Origin of the sequence: Hymenobacter jejuensis (genome assembly GCF_006337165.1) — a bacterium.
Taxonomy (GTDB): Bacteria; Bacteroidota; Bacteroidia; order Cytophagales; family Hymenobacteraceae; genus Hymenobacter; species Hymenobacter jejuensis.
In genome coordinates this window covers 5004395-5024744 of the sequence record NZ_CP040896.1, presented here as the reverse complement: position 1 = coordinate 5024744, position 20350 = coordinate 5004395, and the positions used below count along the sequence as shown (strand labels likewise).

Sequence of the window (20350 nt, the reverse complement as noted above, 5' to 3'; positions counted from 1 at the left end):
GTGCTTCCATGGCATGGCGGAAAGAGAGGAGCATTGCCGTTAATGGGCCTGTTGATTAGATATTTACATAAGTACTTGATAGTAAAAGACTTATGTACAATAAAGACATTCGCTTTGCATGAGAAAGCACCTCGTTGCGCTTCTGTTTTGCCTGGGGGTGGCCGGAGGTGCGTTGGCGCAGCCTGGCACGGGGTACCACAATCCGGTGTTGCCCGGCTTTTACCCGGACCCTAGTGTGTGCCGGGTGGGGGCCGATTTCTACCTGGTAAACAGCAGCTTCGAGTACTTTCCGGGGGTGCCCATTTTTCATAGCACCGATCTGGTGAATTGGGAGCAAATCGGGTGCGTGCTCAGCCGCCCGGCGCAGTTGCCGCTGGCAAAAGCTGAAGCTTCGCTGGGCATCTTTGCGCCGACCATCCGGTATCACAACGGGACTTTCTACGTGATCACGACCAACGTCATGGGCGGGTGGAACTTCCTTGTGACGGCCAAAAACCCGGCCGGTCCGTGGTCCGACCCCATCTGGATTCAAACCAATGCCGAAGGCGGTCCTTTTATCATCGATCCGTCCCTGTTTTTTGACGACAATGGCAAAGTATATCTGACAACAACGGGTCGTCAAGCCGGCGTGCCCAGTATTCAACTGGCTGAAATTGACGTGACTACCGGCAAGCTCCTGACCCAGCAAACCGGCATCTGGCCCGGTACCGGCGGTCGCTACCCCGAAGGGCCGCACCTGTACAAGAAAGACGGCTGGTACTACCTGCTGATTGCCGAAGGAGGGACCGAATACGGCCACAAAGTGACCATTGCGCGCAGCAAGGCCGTTGCGGGGCCTTACCTCAGCAACCCCGCCAATCCCATTCTGACTCATGCCCAGGTCAGCGCCCAAGACAACCCCATTCAGGGCGTCGGCCACCCCGATCTGGTGCAAGCGCCGGACAACTCTTGGTGGATGGTCGCGTTGGGATTCCGCGTGATCGGGCCCCGTAGCAATCACCATATTCTGGGCCGCGAAACGTACTTAGTTCCGGTCAGCTGGCCGGCCGGCGAGTGGCCGGTGGTCAACGGCAACGGTACGCTAGCCGAGGACATGAAGGTGCCGACTTTGCCGCAACATGCGTTTCCGGCGGCCCCGGTGCGCGACGACTTCAACGCCGGCAAGCTCGGCTGGGCCTGGAACTTCCTGCGCAATCCCGACCCGACAGCCTATTCTCTCACCGATAAAAAAGGCTTCCTGCGCCTGCGGGGCAACGCGACCACGCTAGACAGCACCTTGGGCTCGCCAACTTTCGTGGGGCGCCGCCAGCAGCACTACGATTTCACGGCTACCACCGCCCTAGACTTTACGCCCCAAGTGCCGGGGCAAGAAGCCGGACTCACGGTGCTGATGAACAACCGCCACCACTACGACCTCTTCGTTCGGCAAGCCGGCGGCCAGCGCCACTTGGTGCTGGCTTATACGCTGGGCCGCATTCGCCATGTGGAGAAGGAGGTAACGCTGGCACCAGGGCCCGTACAACTGCGCGTAACCGGAACCCGGCCAGCTTATACTTTTTCGTATGCTCAAGGAAATCAAGGCTTTAAGCAGATCGCAACGATCGATACTTATTTGATAAGCTCTGAAACGGCCGGAGGATTTACGGGCGTTTATCTGGGACTGTACGCCTCGGCTGCGGGCAAAAAGTCTCCCTCTGACGCCCTGTTTGACTGGTTTGATTACGCGCCGAAGTAGGCCGGCAGTCCGGCCTTCGGACTGTTCGCCATTGCTTTTAATAAACAGAAACCCTTTTCACCACATGAAGAAGTTTTCGCTGGGCATGCTGCTTTTCTGCGCCTTTACTGCTCGGGCGCAACAGGTGATTCCGCTGTATACGGGCAAGGCGCCAGGCTCGGAAACCTGGACTTGGACCGAGAAAGAAAACACGCAGAACATGTTCAATACCCGCGTGGTGTACAACGTGACCTCGCCTACGCTCACGGCCTATTTGCCCAGCCCAAGCCAAGCCACGGGCACGGCCGTCATCATCTGCCCCGGTGGCGGATTTCATACCCTATCCATCGACAGTGAGGGAAACGATGTGGCCAAGTGGCTGCAAGCTAAAGGAGTAGCCGCTTTCGTGCTGAAGTATCGCCTGGTGCACAGCCTCACCGACGACCCGGTAAAGGAAAGCTTCGCCCTGTTCAGCGACCGCAAAAAGCTCGACGCCATCAACGCGCCGGTGGTGCCGCTGGCGATTGCCGACGGCAAAAAGGCAATGGAGTACGTGCGCAGCCACGCGCAAGAATTAGGAATACTGCCCAATCAGATTGGGCTGATGGGCTTTTCGGCCGGCGGTACCGTGGCCGCGGGTGTGGGCTACAGCTACACGGCTGCCAACCGTCCCGATTTTCTGGCCCCCATATACGCCTACCTCGGCGCGCTGCCCAAGCAGCCGGTACCCACTGATGCGCCGCCGCTTTTTGCCGCTGCCGCCAGCGACGACCAACTCGGCTTGGCGCCGCAAAGCGTGCAGCTGTATAGCGATTGGCTGGCGGTGGGCAAGCCGGCCGAGTTGCACGTCTACGCCAAGGGAGGCCACGGTTTCGGTATGCGCCAGCAAAACCTGCCCACCGACACCTGGATTGATCGTTTCGGCGAATGGCTGAAACTACAGGGCTTGCTCACCATCCAGCACCTGCCGCCGGGTGTAACGATGGCGACCATCGACGGCGCCCGCAAGCGCCAGGAGCTATTGCTGCGCACCGATTGGGCCAACCTGCAACGCTATGCGGCCGCCAACCAAAAGCTGCCCGCCCCCAAAGCAGGGGAGCGCCGGGTGGTAATCATTGGCAATTCCATCACGGAAAACTGGGCGCGCGACGATTCCGCGTTTTTCAAGGCGCACAACTACATCGGCCGGGGCATCAGTGGCCAAACCACTCCGCAAACGCTGGCCAGGTTCCGGCAGGATGTAATTGACTTGCACCCGGCGGCAGTAGCCATTCTGTTGGGCACCAACGACGTGGCCGAAAACACCGGGCCCTATCACCCGGCCACCACGCTGGGCAACATCCAGTCGATGGTCGAGCTGGCCCAGGCCCACGGCATTCGGGTGGTGCTGGGGTCGGTGCCGCCTGCCTACGACTTTCCGTGGCGCCCCGGCTTGGCACCCGCGCCCAAAATCATCGCTCTCAACCAGCAGCTAAAAGCGTATGCCGCTCAGCATAAGTTGGTATATGTAGATTACCACACGGCGCTGGCCGACGAGCGCCAGGGCATGAAAGCCGCCTATTCCGCCGATGGCGTGCACCCCAATCTGACTGGCTACCGCGTAATGGAGCCCCTGCTGGAGAATGCTGTTAAGGCTGCTCTTGCTAAGTAATTGTTATACAAGCATTTACTAAAAATCCCTGTTCCTGCTTTAATGAAAAAGCACGTATTTCTATTGCTCTTTCTGGGTCTGATTCCGCTCTTAAGCAAGGAGCAGGGCACCGCTTCCCGCGCGGTAATGCCTCGTATGCGCGTCATCGTGGACAACGACTTCAATGGCGACCCCGATGGGTTATTTCAATTGGTGCACCTGCTGCTCTCTCCGTCGGTCGAAGTCCGGGCCGTAATCGGTTCGCGGTTGGGGGATTTTGACCCCTCAACGACGCAGGCCGATGACGCGGTGAAGAAAGCAACGGAAGTGCTAAAACTGCTGAAGATGGCCGGCAAAGTTCCTGTTTTGGCCGGGGCCAACCTCCCCATGCCCAACGACAGTACGCCCGTTTCAAGCGCTGGCGCCGAGTTTATTCGGCAAGAGGCGCTGCGCACCGACACCCAACTACCACTTTACGTGCTGTGTGGCGGGAGCCTCACCCAAATTGCGTCGGCGGCGCTCCTTGCCCCGAGCATTGCGGACAAGCTTACGCTCGTTTGGATTGGTGGCCCAGAATATCCTGACCTCGCGCTGCCGCCTCCCGGCCCGGTAAAGATCGAATTCAACACGGCCACCGACCTCGGCGCGGCGCGAGCGGTGTTCAACCGTACGCGGCTGCCGCTGTGGCAAGTGCCCCGCGATGCCTACCGCCAACTGCTGCTGCCCCATTCGCAGTTGGTGACTAGGGTGAAGAGCAGAGGGCGCATGGGAACCTACCTGTACAATACGCTCGAAGCCTTCACTGCGATGCTGGGAAGCCAACTGCACGAGAACACAGGTGAAACCTACATTCTGGGCGACAGCCCGCTGGTGCTGCTCACGGCGCTGCAATCCTCTATGGATGCCGACCCGTCGTCGAGCCGCTACGTGCGCAGGCAGGCCCCCACGCTCAACGCGCACGGTACCTACGACGCAAACCCCAGCGGCCGCCTGATTCGGGTGTATACTTACCTCGATAGCAACCTGCTGTTTAACGACTTTTTTGCCAAGCTGGAGATGCAGAGAAACTAGCTCGCCTCGCGCGCAGCTACTGCTCTACAATTCGGAAAAACGTCGATAACGTTCACTCCCTGCGGCATTTACTCAACTTGCCTCCACCCATGAAGTATTCATACACAGCCCTTTGCCTGTTGCTCTCGACTGCCATTCAGGCGCAAACGCCCGCGGAGTGGCAAGCGGCTTTTCAGGCTCCGCCTCAGTCGGCCAAGCCCCGGGTGTGGTGGCATTGGATGAACGGCAACGTAACCAAGGAAGGCATCACCAAAGACTTGGAGTGGATGCAGCGCGTGGGCATTGGCGGCATGCAGCAGTTTGAAGCCAACCTGGGCACGCCGCGCTTAGTGAAAACCCCCGTGGTCTACGGGTCCGAGGTGTGGAAAGACGCCCTTCACCACACCGCCGCCGAGGCCAAGCGCTTGGGCTTGGAGTGGACGCTCTCGGCGGCTGGCGGCTGGAGCGAAACCGGCGGACCAATGGTGTCGCCTGCCGAAGCCATGAAAAAAGTGGTGTGGAGCGAAACCCGCGTAACGGGCGGCCAGCTTTTCCGGGGCAAGCTATCTGCCCCGCCCGCCGTGGCTGGCCCAATGCAGGACGCCGCCTTAGTCGACCCGCAGGCGGGCCCCGATGCCCCCAAGCCGCCGTCGTTCTATAAAGATTTTTCGGTGGTCGCCTACCGGCTGCCGGCCACCGACGTGCCCATGCGCGAGCGCAAGCCCACGCTTACGGCCAGCGACGGCAAGGCCAACCTGACCTCACTCACCGATGGCCGGCTGAGTACGAGTACGATCGTAAAGGTGGCGCCCGGCACCAATACCGCGTGGGTCCAGCTTGAGTTTGCCCAGCCTTTTCGGGCGGAAGCCGTGACGGTGGGCGCCCACCTGCTGGGCGGGTTCAATCCCGTACCCGCCAGCGGGCAGGTAATGGCCAGCAACGACGGGAAGAATTTCTGGCCCCTGACTACGCTGCCAGGCGCCGTGCACCGGCCCGCGCCGCAGCTGACGTATTCCTTCCCGGCTACTACGGCGCGGTTCTTTCGGGTTGAGCTGCGGCCGGTGGCCAAGGATATCTACGACATTTCGGCGGGCCTGAATGCGGTGCTGGGCAACACCAAGCCTCCGACAGAGTATGCCATAAGCGAAATAGAAGTGCTGGCCGGCGCGCGCGTAAACCGCTGGGAAGACCAAGCAGCTTTTGGCCTAATGTACGAGTACCAGTCGGTGCCTACTGCCCTCACAACCAGCGCAGTACCGTTGGGCCAGGTAATAGACCTAACCAGCCGGATGCGGCCCGACGGCTCGCTCGATTGGCAGGTGCCGGCCGGCCGTTGGGCCATCCTGCGCATGGGCTACTCACTCACTGGCATCACCAACCACCCGGCCCCGCCCGAGCTAACTGGGCTGGAGGTTGATAAGTTTAGTAAAGCGCACGTTACCAGTTACTTAGAAAACTACTTGGCACCCTACCTCAAAGCCGTAGGTGACCAGCCTGGCCCGCAATACCTGCTGCTTGATAGCTGGGAAGCCGGCGTGCAAAACTGGACCGACCAGATGCTACGCGAGTTTAACGCCCGCAACGGCTACTCGGCCACGCCCTTCCTGCCGGTGCTGGCCGGTCGGGTGGTGGGCAGCGCCGAGGTCAGCGACCGTTTTTTGTGGGACTGGCGCCGCACGATTTCCGACCTTTTGGCCGACAACCACTACACCACCATTGCCGAGCTGGCCCATAAAAAAGGCATCAAGCTCTACGCCGAAGCGCCTGGGGCGGCCCTGGGCACGCTCGGCGACGGCCTCAAAAGCAAGGGCCGGGTGGACATTCCGATGGCCGAATTTTGGACGGAAAACCCCGGTGGGTTCCGCGCCGAGCATCAGGCCGACGTGTTGGAAGCCGCTTCGGCCGCCCACATCTACGGCAAGCCCATCATTGCCACTGAGTCCTTTACCGACGTCTCGCGGCCCTACGGCCCGCCCGCCTACCTTAAGTACATGGCCGACCACTATCTGGGCCTGGGGGTGAACCGCTTCGTGATCCATACCTCTGTGCACCAGCCGCTCGACAGCCTTAAACCGGGCATTACGCTGGCTATTTTCGGCCAGAACTATACCCGCCAGAACACTTGGGCCGAGCAGGCCGTGGCCTGGAATGCCTACCTGGCCCGCTGTTCGTACCTGTTGCAGCAAGGGCAGTTTGTGGGCGACGTGGCCTACTTTATCGGCGAGGACGCGCCCACCGCGGCCCCGTTCTGGCAGGCCCAGCGCCCAGCCGTGCCCGAGGGTTACAAGTTCGACTACGTCAATGCCGAAGTGCTGGCCACAGCCAAAGTCGAAAATGGCCGCCTGGTGCTGGGCAGCGGCATGAGTTACCGCGTGCTGGTGCTGCCCGATCGCCTCACCAAGACGACGCTGCCGCTGCTGCAAAAACTGCAGGAGCTGGTGGCCGCGGGCCTGGTCGTGTCGGGTCCGAAGCCGGTGGCCTCGCCGGGTTTGGCCGGTTACCCCGCCGTGGATACGCAGGTGCGCACCTTGGCTACCGAGCTTTGGGGAGGCACCGACGGTCAGGCTAACCTGCTGAATACCTACGGCTTAGGTCGTGTGTACTGGGGCAAACCGCTGGCCGACGTCCTGATGGCGCTGCAAACACCCGAAGACTTGGCCTACAGCAAGCCCCATCTCAACACGACCTTGAGCTGGATTCACCGCCAGGACCAGGGGCAGCACGTCTATTTTGTGGCCAACCAGCAGTATCAGCCGGAAAACCTGGACGTGCGCTTCCGCGTGACGGGCCTCGTGCCGGAGCTCTGGCACCCCGATACGGGCTTGCGGGAGCCGGTGAGCTACCAAATCGCCGACGGGTTCACAACGGTGCCCTTGCGGCTGGAGCCCTACGGGTCGGTGTTCGTGGTGTTTCGGCAGGCCGCCACGGCATCTTCGGCGGCTGTGCCTTACGCCGTGCCGACGCCCGTGCAGACGCTGGCCGGAAATTGGCAGGTGAGCTTTCCTAAATTGTTTAATAACACCACGTTATGGCGGCCCGCTGCGCTACAGTCGTGGACGGCCTCGGGCGACAGTACGCTGCGCTATTTCTCTGGTACTGCCACGTACCAGCACGAATTTAAGGTGGCTAAGAAAGCGCTCGGCGGCAAGCTGCTGCTGGATCTGGGGGAGGTGAAGGAAATCGCGGAAGTCAGCCTGAACGGTCAGCCGCTGGGCATTCTCTGGAAAGCTCCGTTCGTAGTCGACATCAGCCCGGCCGTGAAAGCGGGCACCAACAAGCTGGAAGTAAAAGTTACCAACCTCTGGACCAATCGGCATGCCGGCGACGCCCGCCTGCCCGTGGGCCAACGTGCTACCTTCGCTACCAACGCCATTTTCGGAAACGTCTTGCCTGTGCCGCCGCCTTTGCCCTCGGGGCTGCTGGGGCCGGTCGTGATTCTGAAACAGGAAAGACGCATCCAATAAGCGGACTATGCGCCCAAAAGCACAAAACCGGGCGAGCCTAGGCTCGCCCGGTTTTGTGCTTCGGCGATAAATAAATGCTACAGCATGTGCTGTAGCATTTATTTTAATAACTATATGATAATCAGATAGTTATGGCATGCCCTTGCCGCCTGCCGATCCGTAGACTTGGCCGGTGGCATAGCTGGCGTCGCTGGCGGCCAGCTGCACGTAAATAGACGCCAGCTCCGCGGGTTGGCCGGGCCGGGCCATGGGCGTGTCGCCCCCGAAGTTTTTCAGCTTTTCCTGCGTAGCTCCCCCGCTGACTTGCAGGGGCGTCCAGATGGGGCCCGGCGCCACGCCGTTGACGCGGATGCCTTTCGGCGCCAGCTGCTTGGCCAGGGAGCGCACAAAATTGGTAGTCGCCGCCTTGGTCTGGGCGTAATCGTATAAATCCGCGGAAGGGTCGGTGGCCTGCTCGGAAGTGGTGCCGATGATGGCCGAGCCGGGCTGCAAATGCGGCAAGGCCGCTTTGATGATCCAGAAAGGCGCGTAAATGTTGGTCTTCATCGTCCAGTCAAACTGCTCGGTCGAGATGTCGAGGATGGAGGCATGCGCCTGTTGCCGGCCCGCGTTGCTCACCACAATATCGAGTCCGCCCAGTCCGCGTACGGCCTCATCGACTAGCTTTTTGCAAAACGCCTCATCGCGCAAGTCGCCCGGAATGGCAATGCCCTTGCGGCCCTCTTTCTTGATAAGGGCAATGACTTCTTTGGCGTCCGCTTCTTCGGCCGGCAGGTAGTTGATGGCCACGTCGGCTCCTTCGCGCGCATACGCGATGGCCGCGGCACGGCCCATGCCCGAGTCGCCGCCCGTGATCAGGGCCTTACGCCCGGCCAGACGGCCGGAGCCTTTGTAGCTGGTTTCGCCGTGGTCGGGCCGCGGGTCCATCTGGCCCGCTAGCCCCGGCCAGGGCTGCGACTGGCCTTTGAAGGGCGGCTTGGGGTATTTGGTGGTAGGATCGGTGAGGGGAGCGGCCGCCGATTCGGCGGGCAAGGGCGCGCCTTCGGCCGGCAGAATCGGCGCCACGGCCGCCACGGCCAAGCCGGCGCCCAGTCCGTTGATAACTTGGCGTCGGCTGAATTTATTTTCTTCGTTCATGGTGTCAGGTGATGGTTGGCTCTGGTTGGTTTGGTAGAATTGATTTGGGCTGCCGAATGGCTATTCGGAGCCTTTCAGGGATTGCATATCGATGACGTAGCGGAAGCGTACTTCTTCGTCCTGCATCTTGTCGAAGGCGTCGTTGATGTCCTGCATCTTGATCATTTCCACTTCCGGCAAAATGTTATGCTCGGCGCAGAACTCCAGCACTTCCTGCGTTTCGGCAATGCCCCCGATGATGGAACCGGCCACAGACCGCCGGTGCATAGCTACTTCCTGGTTGTCGAGCGGCGCTTTGTAAGGGCCCAGCAAGCCTACGGTCGTGATCACGCCGTTGCGCTTGGCCAGCTTGACGTAGTCGTTCACCTCGAAGGCGTCGGGAATGGTGATAAGTATGAAATCGAACTTCAGCTCGTGGGCCTTCATGGCGGCCGCGTCCGACGAAATAAGGACCTCGTGGGCGCCTAGTTTCTCGGCGTCGGCTTGCTTTTCCTTGTCGCGCGTAACGGCCGTGACGGAGGCGCCCAGGGCCCGCGCGAGCTGCACGGCCATGTGGCCCAACCCGCCAATGCCCACCACGGCCACGCTCTGGCCGGGGCCCACCTTCCAGTATTTCAGCGGCGAATAGGTAGTGATGCCGGCACACAGGATGGGCGCCGCCGCCTGCGGATCCAGGCCCTCAGGGATGCGCAACACAAAGTCTTCTTTCACCACAATGTTGGTCGAGTAGCCGCCAAACGTGTTGAAGTCCTTGTTCTGCGGCTTCATGTAGCCGTTGTAGGTTGCCGTCCAGCTCACGGGGCCTTCGCAGTAGTTTTCTTCTTTTTCCTGGCAGGCCGGGCACACGCCGCACGAGTCGATCATGCAGCCGACGCCTACCAGGTCGCCGACCCGAAACTTGGTCACGCTGCTGCCCGCCTCGACCACCCGACCGATGATTTCGTGGCCGGGCACGCAGGGGTAAATGGTATTGTGCCAGTCGTTTTTTACTTGGTGCAGGTCGGAGTGGCAAACGCCGCAATACAGGATGTCGATGTGCACTTCGTCGGCTTTCGGAGCCGCGCGCTCGATGTCCATGGGCGCAAGTTTGTTGAATACAGAGCCCGTGGCTCCGTAGGCTTTCGTGGGGAAAGTTTGCATAGAAAGAAAGCAGGCGGTTTGGTTGGGGGAGGGGCACCGAGGAAGCCGGCGGGGTGATCGGTTCAACGCGGCCTTGCGGCCTAACGTTACGGTTCAGGCTGAAGTCGCCAAACGGGCTCCGCTAAGCTGGCGCTGGGATATAGCCTGAGCCGAAAATTTGGCCGCCGCCGTAAGCAAACAGCGAAGCATTTGTATAAATACGTAGCGGCAAAATTCAGTAATCGCCCAAGCGAAAGCGCTCGACGGTTCTTCGCATCAACGCTTCCAGACAACTATCAGCCTGCAGTGGCCTTAAATTCTATGAGGTAGTATGCGGTCTTGTTTATAAGCAATTGATATATAGATAGTTATATAAGAAAAGGCTTGCCGCATTGCTGCGGTACGCCAAGCGCTTGCACTTCTCGCGACTTGCCCGTGAATCCATGCCCCGCGTGCCCGTTCGGGCTACCGTTCAACATGAATTATAAAAATTATATATTTTAATTTACTAATAATAAATTGTACTTTGTTGCTTTGCGACTGGGCTGAGCGCCCAATGAAAGCACTGGAGAGAATCGAGTAGAGGAATCGCTTTAATCTATAGATCATGAACTTAGCCGTCTTGTTGCTAAAGTGCAAAAACGAACCGCGGGTAACTACCTTGACCCGCGATCGCGTTCATCAGCTAACCACCAACGTGGCCGGCTATTTACAAGATCAGTCGGGTGGGCGGGAGGCACTCGAATTTCGCGTGTTCGACTGGTTTGAGCTGCCCCAAACCAGCGACGATTGGAACGCCCTGCAATTCAATGCGGGCGCCACTGTGGTGCCCCTCGTGGAGCAGGGGCTGGGAGTGGATCTTTCGCCCTATGGCCATTTTGTGCTGGTGATCGACAAAGCCGATGCCCACAGCGCAGCCTGGAACACGCCTGGCCCACTGAAGTACAACCACATGGCGGCGCAAAGCCTAAACCCAGCCATTTTGGGCCATGAGTTGGGCCACATGTACGGGGCCACCCATGCCAACCTGGATACGCCCACTGCCGCCCTGCCCTTTCAAGAGTACGGCGACCAATATTGCATCATGGGGCATGAGGGCAACAAGTTTACTTTCGAGGAGGAGCCCTTGCATGCCGTTGGCGGGCCGGGTATGACTGCCTCAACCCTGATCGGCTGCGGGTGGCTGGACTTGGCCCAACCCCACGTAACGCACGATTTGAGGGGCGCGCTTTCCTTGCCTCCTCACCAGGCAACCGTCGCGCTTACGCCCTTGCAGGGCGCTCCTCCGACAGCCTACGCCGGGTCGCCGGTGGTGGCCTTGGCAGATAGTCTTGCCGGCAGCCAACGCTTGCTTGTGGAGTATCGGGCGCGCCAAGGTTGGGATCAGGGCTTTCCGAACGGCGCCCCCGGACGGGTGCTCGCGCACCTTACCAACGGCGCCAAACCGGGTGCCAGCACCCTGCTCATTGGAGCGATGATGGCGCAGGCCGGCGCCCAGATGTATTTGCCGCAGGCGGCCGTGACCGTGAAGGTAGCGGCGTATGATGCAGGCAACAATGCCGTTACGCTCGCTTTTTCACGGCTCAACCCGCAGCTGGCCCACGTGTTTTCGGGCGGCGACGGCGTCATCTATGCCGTGATGGACAACGGAGACCTGATGTGGTTTCGGCACGACGGGCGCACCGACGGCAGCTTCCGCTGGACGGACAATAATCCGCGGAAAGTGGGCACTGGTTGGAACGTGAAACACGTCTTTTCAGGTGGTGATGGCGTCATCTACGCGATTACTCCCAACAACGACTTGTTGTGGTATCGGCACGAAGGCAGGGGCGATGGCAGTTTCCGATGGGCCGACAACGCGGGCCGCAAGGTGGGCGTGGGGTGGAACATGAAACACGTGTTTTCGGGCGGCGACGGCATTCTTTACGCCATCAACGATAACAACGACCTCCTCTGGTTCCGCCACGACGGACGCGGGGACGGCAGCTTCCGCTGGACCGACAATAACCCGCGGAAAGTGGGCACCGGCTGGAACATGAAGCAGGTCTTTGCGGGCAGTGAAGGCGTCATCTATGCCATCAACGATGCCGACGATCTGCTGTGGTTTCGGCACGACGGACGCAACGACGGCAGCTTCCGCTGGGCGGATGATAAGGCCCGTAAAGTTGGGACCGGCTGGAACCTCGAACATGTTTTGTCGGGCGGCGACGGCGTGATTTATGGGTTTAACCAAGACGCTGATTTACTGTGGTTTAAGCACGAAGGCCGCGCCGATGGTAGTTTCAGGTGGGCAGCTGATAAGGCCCGCAAAGTAGGAGCGGGCTGGGGCTTTTCGCATGTAATGTATGCCCTGACCACCACGGGCGACTTGCTGTGGTATCGGCACGAAGGGCGATCTGACGGCAGTTTCCGCTGGGCATTCGAAGACGGTAAAAAGGTCAGCACGGGCTGGAACTACAAGCGGATCTTTTCCGGCGGCAACGGCGTCCTGTACGGCGTAACCGACACCGGCGACCTGATGTGGCATCGTCATGAAGGCCGTGGGGTTGCCAGCCTGAAGTGGACCGACAACAAACCTCGAAAAGTAGGCGTGGGCTGGAACATGAAACACGTGTTTTCGGGCGGCGATGGCATTCTTTACGCCATCAACGATAACAACGACCTGCTCTGGTTCCGCCACGACGGGCGCGACGACGGAAGTTTTCAGTGGGCCGATACCAAGGCCCGCAAAGTGGGCACCGGGTGGGACATGAAGCACGTCTTCTCCGGTGGCGATGGCATCATCTACGCCGTCAACCAAACCGACGAATTGCTGTGGTTTCGGCACGACGGACGCCATGACGGCAGTTTTCAGTGGGCTGATACCAAAGCGCGCAAAGTGGGTACGGGCTGGAACATGAAGCAGGTATTTGCGGGTGGCGGGGGCGTGATTTACGCCATCAACGCCGCCAACGACTTGTTATGGTTTCGGCACGAAGGCCGTAGCGACGGTAGCTTCCGGTGGGCCGATACCAAAGCCCGCAAAATAGGCACCGGCTGGAATATGAAGCAGGTGCTCTCCGATTAGAAGGCCTTGGCAGTGCCCCACGCAAGACAAAAATAAATCCCGCGAGGGATTTATTTTTGTTTAATGCCTATACTGTAAAATATTGATAATCAATATTTTATGATTGAATATACATGTAATGCCCTAGATGCTGGGGGCCTCATTCTGCATGAGCTTCATCCTCAATTGTTCATTTCCTGTTCTATAAATCTCAGCAGAATTCGGGCAGGCCAAATAACGCAGCGCCAACCGCGTACCTTGTAGCCACGATTCTTCAAAAAACAGCTTTACATTCCGACTTCCACCTGCGGTATCCGTAGGGAGAATGCTCGCTGATGCCGACCTTCACCGGCTGTTTTGCCTTGTTCCGTGTCTATGCCCGCCCTTCCTGACTTGCTGCCTGTTTTTCACGTTCTGCCCGGTGCGTATTTGCTGCTCTCGCGGGACTTGGTGATTGAGGCCGCAAGCGACGCCTACCTAGCCGCTACGCTTTCCACCCGAGATGGCTTGTTGGGAAAAAATCTATTCGAGGCTTTTCCCGACAACCCCGACGCGCCCGATGCCCATGCTACGCATAACCTGCGGGCGTCGTTGGCGCAGGTGCTGGCCACGGGCGAGCCGCACGAAATGGCCCGTCAGCACTACGATGTGCCCGATCCGGCGCAGCCGGGCCGGTTTGTAGAACGTCACTGGCTACCGCGCAACACCCCGGTTCTGGACGCGCAGGGCCGCGTTAGCCATATTCTGCACGGCGTAGTCGACGTAACGGAGCAGGTGCGTAATGAGACCACGCTGCGGGCCAGTCAGGCCGCTGAGCGTACTTCCTTGGCCGAAGCCGAGGCTCAGCGCAACCGCCTGCTCACCTTAATTGCGCAGGCGCCCGCCCTGATTGCCAGCCTCTCCGGGCCTTCGCACGTGGTCGAGCTGGCCAACGACGGCTTTCAGGCGATGTTTGGGCACCGCGAGATTATTGGCAAAACCTATCGCGAAGCAGCGCCGGAACTCGCTGGCCAGCCTTTTTTTCCGCTGCTCGACGAAGTGTACCGCACCGGCGACACGTACTACGGCATTGAGGAGCAGGCCTACATCGACCGTACCAACTCCGGGCAGCTCGAGTTGCTCTATTTCAATTTTATCTATCAGGCTACCCGCGACGCGGCCGGGGCCGTCACCGGCATCCTGATTTTTGCCTACGACGTAACGGAGCAGGTGCTGGCCCGCCAGCAGGTGCAAACGCTCAACGAGGAATTGGCTTCGATCAACGAAGAGCTGTTGGCCTCCAACGAAGAAGGCTTGGCCCATAACACGGAGCTGCTTCAGGCCCAGCAGCAGTTGCACCGCCTCAACGAAGACCTGGAAGCCCGCGTTGCCGAGCGCACGCGCGCCTTGCAGCTGGCCCAGGCCGAAGCCGAGCGGCAACGGGCGCGCCTGCACAGCCTGTTTATGCAGGCCCCGGCCGCGATTTGCATCCTAAGCGGCCCCGACCTAGTGTACGAATTGGTGAACCCCGGGTACCAGGAGATCTTTCCCGGCCGGCAGCTACTCGGCCTGCCTGTTTTGGAAGCACTTCCCGAAATTAAGGACCATGAAGTGTATCGCACTTTCCGGCAGGTATACGAAACCGGCGTTACCCACGAGAAGCTGGGCAACCTGATTCCGTTGGCCCGCCCGGAAGATGGCGTGCTCGAAGACCGCTATTTCAACTATATCCAGCAGGCCCGCTACTCCGAGCAGGGCGACATCGACGGGGTGCTCGTATTTGCCTTCGAAGTAACGGAGCAAGTCGTAGCCCGGCAGGAGGCTGAGAAAGCCCGGCGGGTCAGCGAGGCTACTGCCCGGCAGCTGGAGATCCTGACTGATGCCTTGCCCGTGCTCATCAGCTACATAGACCAGGAGCGTACCTATCAGTTTGCCAATCAGGCCTACGAAGCCTGGTTCAATACGCCGCCGGCCGAACTGATCGGGCGGCCCATCCGGGAGGTGCTCCGGGAACCGGCTTACGAAAGAGTAGAAGCCTACATCGACCGCGCGCTGGCCGGCGAGCGCCTGGACTTCGACGCCACCATGCCCTACCGCGAGGACTTTACCCGGCACATTCGCACCAGCTACGTCCCCGACATCCGGGAAGGCACCGTGCTGGGCTTCTACAGCCTTGTTGCCGATGTGACGGAGCAGGTGCTGGCCCGCCAACAGGTACAGACGCTCAACGAGGAGCTGGCTGCCATCAACGAAGAGCTGCTGGCTTCCAACGAGGAGCTACGCGCCAACCACTCCGAGCTGGTTCGCACGCAGCAGGCCTTGCTCGAAGCCGCCCAGCGCCGCGCCTACGAGCGCGAAACCTTCTATCAGGTATTTGAGCAAACTCCCGCCAGTATTGCGCTTTTGCACGGCCCCGAACACCGGTTTGAGTACGTAAACGCGGCGTACCAGCAGTTGTTCCCTACCCGGCAGCTGCTGGGCCTACCGGTATCCGAAGCCCTGCCCGAAACCGTTGAGCAAGGGTTTTTGGCCCTGATCGACACCGTGTACCAAACCGGCAACACATTTTTCGGAACGGAGCTGCGGCTGACGGTAGAACAACCGGATGGCTCCCCTCCGAAAGACGTGTACTTTACCTTCACGTATCAAGCCTACCGTGAAAGCGGCACCATTGCCGGCATTTCCATCTTTGCCTACGACGTAACGGAGCAAGTGCTGGCCCGCCAAGCACGCGAAACCGAGCGGCAGCGCCTGCACAGCCTGTTTATGCAGGCACCGGCCGCGATTTGCATTCTGGATGGTCCCGACCTGGTGTTTGAGTTGGCAAACCCCGGCTATCAGGAGCTCTTTCCCGGCCGGCAGTTACTCGGCCTGCCTGTTCTGGAAGCACTGCCCGAAGTTGCCGGCACTCCCGTAGAGACCATACTGTGGGATGTGTACAACACCGGCCAGACCCACGAAGAACAGGCGTTGCTGGTGCCAATTGCCCGCACCACCGACGGCGAGTTGGAGGAGCGTTATTTTACCTTTGTTTACCAAGCCCGCCACAACGAGGAAGGCGCCATAAACGGCATTTTGGCGTTTGTATTCGAGGTAAGCGTGCAGGTAGAAGCCCGGCGTGCGGCCGAAGTCAGCGCTCAGCAAGCCCGGGCGCTGGCACAGGAGTTGGGCGCTACCAACGAGCAGCTCACGCGCACCAACGTCGACCTCGACAACTTCATCTACACCGCCTCCCACGATTTGCGCGCGCCCATCACCAACATCGAGGGCCTGCTTCACACGTTGCAGAGCGAGTTGCCGCCGCAAAGCCAGGCTGGGGAGGTGTCGTATGTGCTGGATCTGATGCAGGATTCGGTCGAACGCTTCAAGCGCACCATCGAACACCTGACCGACGTAAGCAAGCTGCAAAAAGAGCACGATCAGCCCGTCAGCGAAGTCATGCTGGCGGCCGTCATCGAGGACGTGCGTCTCGACCTGGCCCCGTTGCTGCACCAAGTAGGCGGGCGCCTGGACGTGGACGTGCGGCTGGTTCCGACGGTCATGTTTCCGGAGAAAAACCTGCGCTCAGTAGTCTACAACCTGCTTAGCAATGCCCTCAAATACCACCACCCCGATCGCGCGCCCGAAGTGCATGTACGCGGCCGCGTGGAGGAGGAATATCTCGTGCTGGAAGTGCAGGACAACGGCTTGGGCGTGGATATGACGCGCAAACAGCAGCTTTTTGCCATGTTTCAGCGCCTGCATTCCCACGTCGAGGGCTCCGGCGTGGGGCTGTACATGGTGAAGCGAATGGTAGAAAACGCCGGTGGCCGTATCGAAGTCCAGAGCCAGGTAGGAGAGGGCACCACGTTTTCCGTGTACTTCAAACGCTAGCCTTCGCGCAGCAATCTTTTAATGCTGGATAAATATCTGTTTATCAAGCGTTTGTGAATAAGGGATGCCCATGCCTATGCGCATCCGAGCAAGTGTGCGGACCGCCTTGCCGCCGGTCGCGGGTGCCTCTTAGGCCGGCCTCCCAATCTTCTTCTCTAATGCTCCGTAGAAGGACCGCCATCGGCCCACAGCCAGTAGGAATATACCGAGATATACGGGTTAGCTGACTGACGAGTCACGATAAAAGTCAAGAATATAATATAAAGTATCAAAAAAAATCCTTTATATTATATCTTCTAAATCTAATCTGCTGTTCTGAGCGTTGGCTTTTTTCTTCCATCACCAGTGCTTTCCACACCTTTTGCTAATGAAGAACTTTTCACTTCCCTCAAATAGTCTGGCGTTGTTTTGCGCGCTCATCCTTGTGGCCTGCGGCGACAAGAAAACCAAAGAAGAGCCCAAGCCCCTCGATGTCAAGACCGAAACGCTCGTCGCCCGCTCGTGGCGTGTGAGCGCCGACGTCACGGTAACGACCCAAAACGGCACGACCACGACCGTCGATAATTACGCGGTGTACCCGGCCTGCGCCAAAGACGACTTCATCCAGTTCAAGGACGACAAGACCATGATCGTCGACGAAGGCCCGACCAAGTGCGCCGCCAGCGACCCCCAACGGCAAACCGGCGTGTGGTCGTGGAATTCCGACCAGACCATCATGACCATGACCGATCCTACCTTTTCGGGCCGTGGCACTTACTCAGGCCCTATCGATCTGAACGCCGCCGCCTTTAAGCTAACGCTGGTGGACGCCATCGCGGGCGGCACCAAAACCCAAACCATCACCTACACCGGCTTTTAAGCGCAACGCGTGCAACAGCTCGCGGCCTCTTGGTCCTTTGCCAAGAGGCGTGGGCTAACGAAGCATCGAAAAGGCTCTTCCGTAATGGAAGAGCCTTTTTTTTGGCTGCCTATACAGCTATGGTGCAGGAAAGGAGGCTTTCTGTTAGTATTAAATACTGTAAATTATTGATAATCAATATATTATAGTATATTATACTGAGTGCGGGAGGCGTATATCCGGGGATAAGTACAAGTAAATCTCCGATGCTTTAACTTGCCACAGCGTCACACCCAGTGCGCTTCGCTTTTGCCTCGTCGCTGATGCTCAAACTTTACGCTTTCATCTCGTTGTTGGTGTTCGTGTCCCAATTTTCAGCCCAGGGTCAGACGCCGACCCCGCCCATTGTTATCGAAACCGCGCATGTCGGTCTGGTGCTGGCGGTAGGCGATCAGCAGAAGCTCTACCAGACTTACCTCGGCCCCCGGCTGACGACCGCCGCCGACTACCAGTTGCTGCCCGCCCGCCACGAAGCGTACCCGCCGGCCGGTACCAACAACCTGTTTGAGCCGGCCATTCGCGTGTTGCATACCGATGGCAACCCTTCGCTGTCGCTGGCCTTCGTGGATGTGAAAACCAGCAAGACCGGCGACAACGTGACCACTATCGTTCATCTGCGCGACCCGCAGTACCCGGTGGACGTGCGGCTGCACTTTGTGGCCTACACCCGCGAGGACGTCATCAAAACCTGGACGGAAATCGTGCACCGCGAAAAGAAACCGGTGGTGCTGACCAACTACGCCTCGGCCATGCTGCACTTCGATGCTAAGCAGTACTGGCTCACCCAGTACCACGGCGACTGGGCCGAGGAAGCCAAGCAGGAGGAGAGCCAGCTCACGAGCGGCACCAAAGTCATTGAAACAAAGCTCGGTACGCGCGCGGGCTGGTACCAGACGCCGTCCTTTTTCCTGGCGCCCAACCAGCCCGCCACCGAAACGACCGGCGAAGTGCTGGCCGGCACGTTGGCCTGGACGGGCAACTTCCGGCTGGCTTTTGAAGTGGACAACCGCAATTCGCTGCGTGTGTTGGCCGGCATCAATCCGTATGCTTCGGAGTACCGCTTGCCGGCAAATCAACCCTTTGTTACGCCCGAATTTATCTTTACCTACAGCACCCAGGGCAAGGGCCAGGCTTCGCGCAACCTGCACCGCTGGGCGCGGCAGCAGGGCGGCGTGCTCGACGGCACCCAGCCGCGTCTGACGCTGCTCAACAATTGGGAAGCCACCTTTTTCGACTTCAACGAAGCCAAGCTCGACGCGTTGATGGGTGATGCCGCTAAGTTGGGCGTCGATCTGTTCTTGCTCGACGACGGCTGGTTTGGCAACAAATACCCGCGCAAAGACGACACCCAGGGCCTCGGCGACTGGCAGCCTACCCAATCCAAGCTGCCTAACGGCGTAGGGCATTTGGTGCAAACGGCAACGAAAGAAGGCATCAAATTCGGCATCTGGATCGAGCCCGAAATGGTGAACCCCAAGAGTGAGCTGGCCGAAAAGCATCCCGATTGGATACTCAAGCTACCCAACCGCCCCGAAGACCTCTCGCGCAACCAACTCGTGCTCGACCTGACCAACCCCAAGGTGCAGGACTTCGTGTACAACATCGTGGATGGGCTCATGGCCAAGGGCGTAGCCTACTTCAAGTGGGACTGTAACCGCATGATTACCAGCGCCTACTCGCAGCACTTGGGCAAGGAGCAGTCGCAGCTCTACATCGATTATGTGCGCGGCCTTTACCGCGTACTCGATCGGGTGCGCCAGAAGTACCCGCACGTCCCGATGATGCTGTGCTCAGGCGGCGGGGCCCGCGCCGACTACGGCGGCCTGAAATACTTCACCGAATTCTGGCCCAGCGACGACACCGATGCTCTGGAACGGGTATTTATTCAGTGGGGATTTCTGCAATTTTTCCCTTCTAATACGCTGGCCAGCCACATTACCAACTGGAACAGGCAGCAAACCCTGAAGTTTCGTACCGACGTAGCCATGATGGGCAAGCTGGGCTACGACATTGAAGTGAGCAAAATGACGCCCGAAGAGCTGCAATTCAGCCAGCAGGCCGTGCAGAACTACAAGCGCCTGAGCCCCGTGATCTGGCAGGGCGACCTGTACCGCTTGCGCTCGCCCTACGAAGGCAACCAAGTGGCTCTGCTCTACGCCGACGAAGCCCAGCGCCACGCCGTGCTCTACGGCTACAACCTGCACACCCGCTTTCACGAAAACGCGCTGCCCGTCCGCCTGCAAGGCCTCGACCCCGCCAAGCGCTACAAGCTTACCGAAATCAACCTGATGCCCGGCCAGAAATCGGACCTTGCGGTCCATGGCCAAACCTACTCCGGCGACTACCTGATGAAGGTTGGTATCCTGCTGTCCGGCAGCGAAGTAACCCCTTTGACCAGCCACGTGGTGGAGTTAACGGCGGAATAGCCGGACAAAAGTCT

10 protein-coding genes are annotated in these 20350 nt (G+C 59.3%); 8 read left to right on the top strand and 2 right to left on the bottom strand.

What is annotated here, in order from left to right:
• Window positions 1–118: 118 nt before the first annotated feature.
• The 4 genes from FHG12_RS20670 to FHG12_RS20655 all read left to right on the top strand — a co-directional run bounded on the left by FHG12_RS20670 (window position 119) and on the right by FHG12_RS20655 (window position 7858).
• On the top strand, window positions 119–1735 hold the full coding sequence (locus FHG12_RS20670) for a glycoside hydrolase family 43 protein (RefSeq protein WP_139517589.1): 1617 nt from the start codon (window positions 119–121) through the stop codon (window positions 1733–1735).
• Between the two features lie 64 nt (window positions 1736–1799).
• Complete coding sequence (locus FHG12_RS20665; protein ID WP_139517588.1) at window positions 1800–3365, top strand: GDSL-type esterase/lipase family protein; 1566 nt, start codon at window positions 1800–1802, stop codon at window positions 3363–3365.
• Window positions 3366–3407: 42 nt separating this feature from the next.
• Complete coding sequence (locus FHG12_RS20660; RefSeq protein ID WP_139517587.1) at window positions 3408–4415, top strand: nucleoside hydrolase; 1008 nt, start codon at window positions 3408–3410, stop codon at window positions 4413–4415.
• Window positions 4416–4504: 89 nt separating this feature from the next.
• The gene (locus FHG12_RS20655) at window positions 4505–7858 is read left to right on the top strand and encodes a glycosyl hydrolase (RefSeq protein WP_139517586.1); all 3354 of its coding nucleotides are present in this window, start codon (window positions 4505–4507) and stop codon (window positions 7856–7858) included.
• Between the two features lie 129 nt (window positions 7859–7987).
• Here FHG12_RS20655 and FHG12_RS20650 read toward each other — a convergent pair whose 3' ends face one another.
• Both FHG12_RS20650 and FHG12_RS20645 read right to left on the bottom strand, forming a co-directional pair.
• Window positions 7988–8995, bottom strand: a complete 1008-nt coding sequence (locus FHG12_RS20650) for an SDR family oxidoreductase (protein ID WP_139517585.1) — start codon at window positions 8993–8995, stop codon at window positions 7988–7990.
• A gap of 60 nt (window positions 8996–9055) precedes the next feature.
• On the bottom strand, window positions 9056–10135 hold the full coding sequence (locus tag FHG12_RS20645) for an NAD(P)-dependent alcohol dehydrogenase (RefSeq protein ID WP_139517584.1): 1080 nt from the start codon (window positions 10133–10135) through the stop codon (window positions 9056–9058).
• 586 nt (window positions 10136–10721) lie between these two features.
• Here FHG12_RS20645 and FHG12_RS20640 point away from each other — a divergent pair.
• The 4 genes from FHG12_RS20640 to FHG12_RS20625 all read left to right on the top strand — a co-directional run bounded on the left by FHG12_RS20640 (window position 10722) and on the right by FHG12_RS20625 (window position 20336).
• Entirely contained in the window at window positions 10722–13181 is a 2460-nt protein-coding gene (locus FHG12_RS20640; RefSeq protein WP_139517583.1) for a tachylectin-related carbohydrate-binding protein, read from the top strand.
• A 354-nt stretch (window positions 13182–13535) separates the two neighbouring features.
• Window positions 13536–17012 (top strand): PAS domain-containing protein, encoded by a 3477-nt coding sequence (locus tag FHG12_RS20635; protein WP_139517582.1) that lies wholly within the window; start codon window positions 13536–13538, stop codon window positions 17010–17012.
• A gap of 367 nt (window positions 17013–17379) precedes the next feature.
• Window positions 17380–17871, top strand: coding sequence for a hypothetical protein (locus tag FHG12_RS20630; protein WP_139517581.1), 492 nt, complete (start codon window positions 17380–17382; stop codon window positions 17869–17871).
• A 302-nt stretch (window positions 17872–18173) separates the two neighbouring features.
• Window positions 18174–20336: an alpha-galactosidase gene (locus FHG12_RS20625; protein WP_139517580.1), complete on the top strand. Its 2163-nt coding sequence runs from the start codon at window positions 18174–18176 to the stop codon at window positions 20334–20336.
• Window positions 20337–20350: the final 14 nt, after the last annotated feature.

Excerpts from the sequence above, each read along its gene's own strand:
- FHG12_RS20665 (WP_139517588.1), top strand. The coding sequence starts at position 1,800 with ATGAAGAAGTTTTCGCTGGGCATGCTGCTTTTCTGCGCCTTTACTGCT.
- FHG12_RS20625 (WP_139517580.1), top strand. The coding sequence starts at position 18,174 with ATGCTCAAACTTTACGCTTTCATCTCGTTGTTGGTGTTCGTGTCCCAA.
- FHG12_RS20655 (WP_139517586.1), top strand. The coding sequence starts at position 4,505 with ATGAAGTATTCATACACAGCCCTTTGCCTGTTGCTCTCGACTGCCATT.
- FHG12_RS20635 (WP_139517582.1), top strand. The coding sequence starts at position 13,536 with ATGCCCGCCCTTCCTGACTTGCTGCCTGTTTTTCACGTTCTGCCCGGT.
- FHG12_RS20640 (WP_139517583.1), top strand. The coding sequence starts at position 10,722 with ATGAACTTAGCCGTCTTGTTGCTAAAGTGCAAAAACGAACCGCGGGTA.
- FHG12_RS20630 (WP_139517581.1), top strand. The coding sequence starts at position 17,380 with ATGAAGAACTTTTCACTTCCCTCAAATAGTCTGGCGTTGTTTTGCGCG.
- FHG12_RS20660 (WP_139517587.1), top strand. The coding sequence starts at position 3,408 with ATGAAAAAGCACGTATTTCTATTGCTCTTTCTGGGTCTGATTCCGCTC.
- FHG12_RS20645 (WP_139517584.1), bottom strand. The coding sequence starts at position 10,135 with ATGCAAACTTTCCCCACGAAAGCCTACGGAGCCACGGGCTCTGTATTC.
- FHG12_RS20670 (WP_139517589.1), top strand. The coding sequence starts at position 119 with ATGAGAAAGCACCTCGTTGCGCTTCTGTTTTGCCTGGGGGTGGCCGGA.
- FHG12_RS20650 (WP_139517585.1), bottom strand. The coding sequence starts at position 8,995 with ATGAACGAAGAAAATAAATTCAGCCGACGCCAAGTTATCAACGGACTG.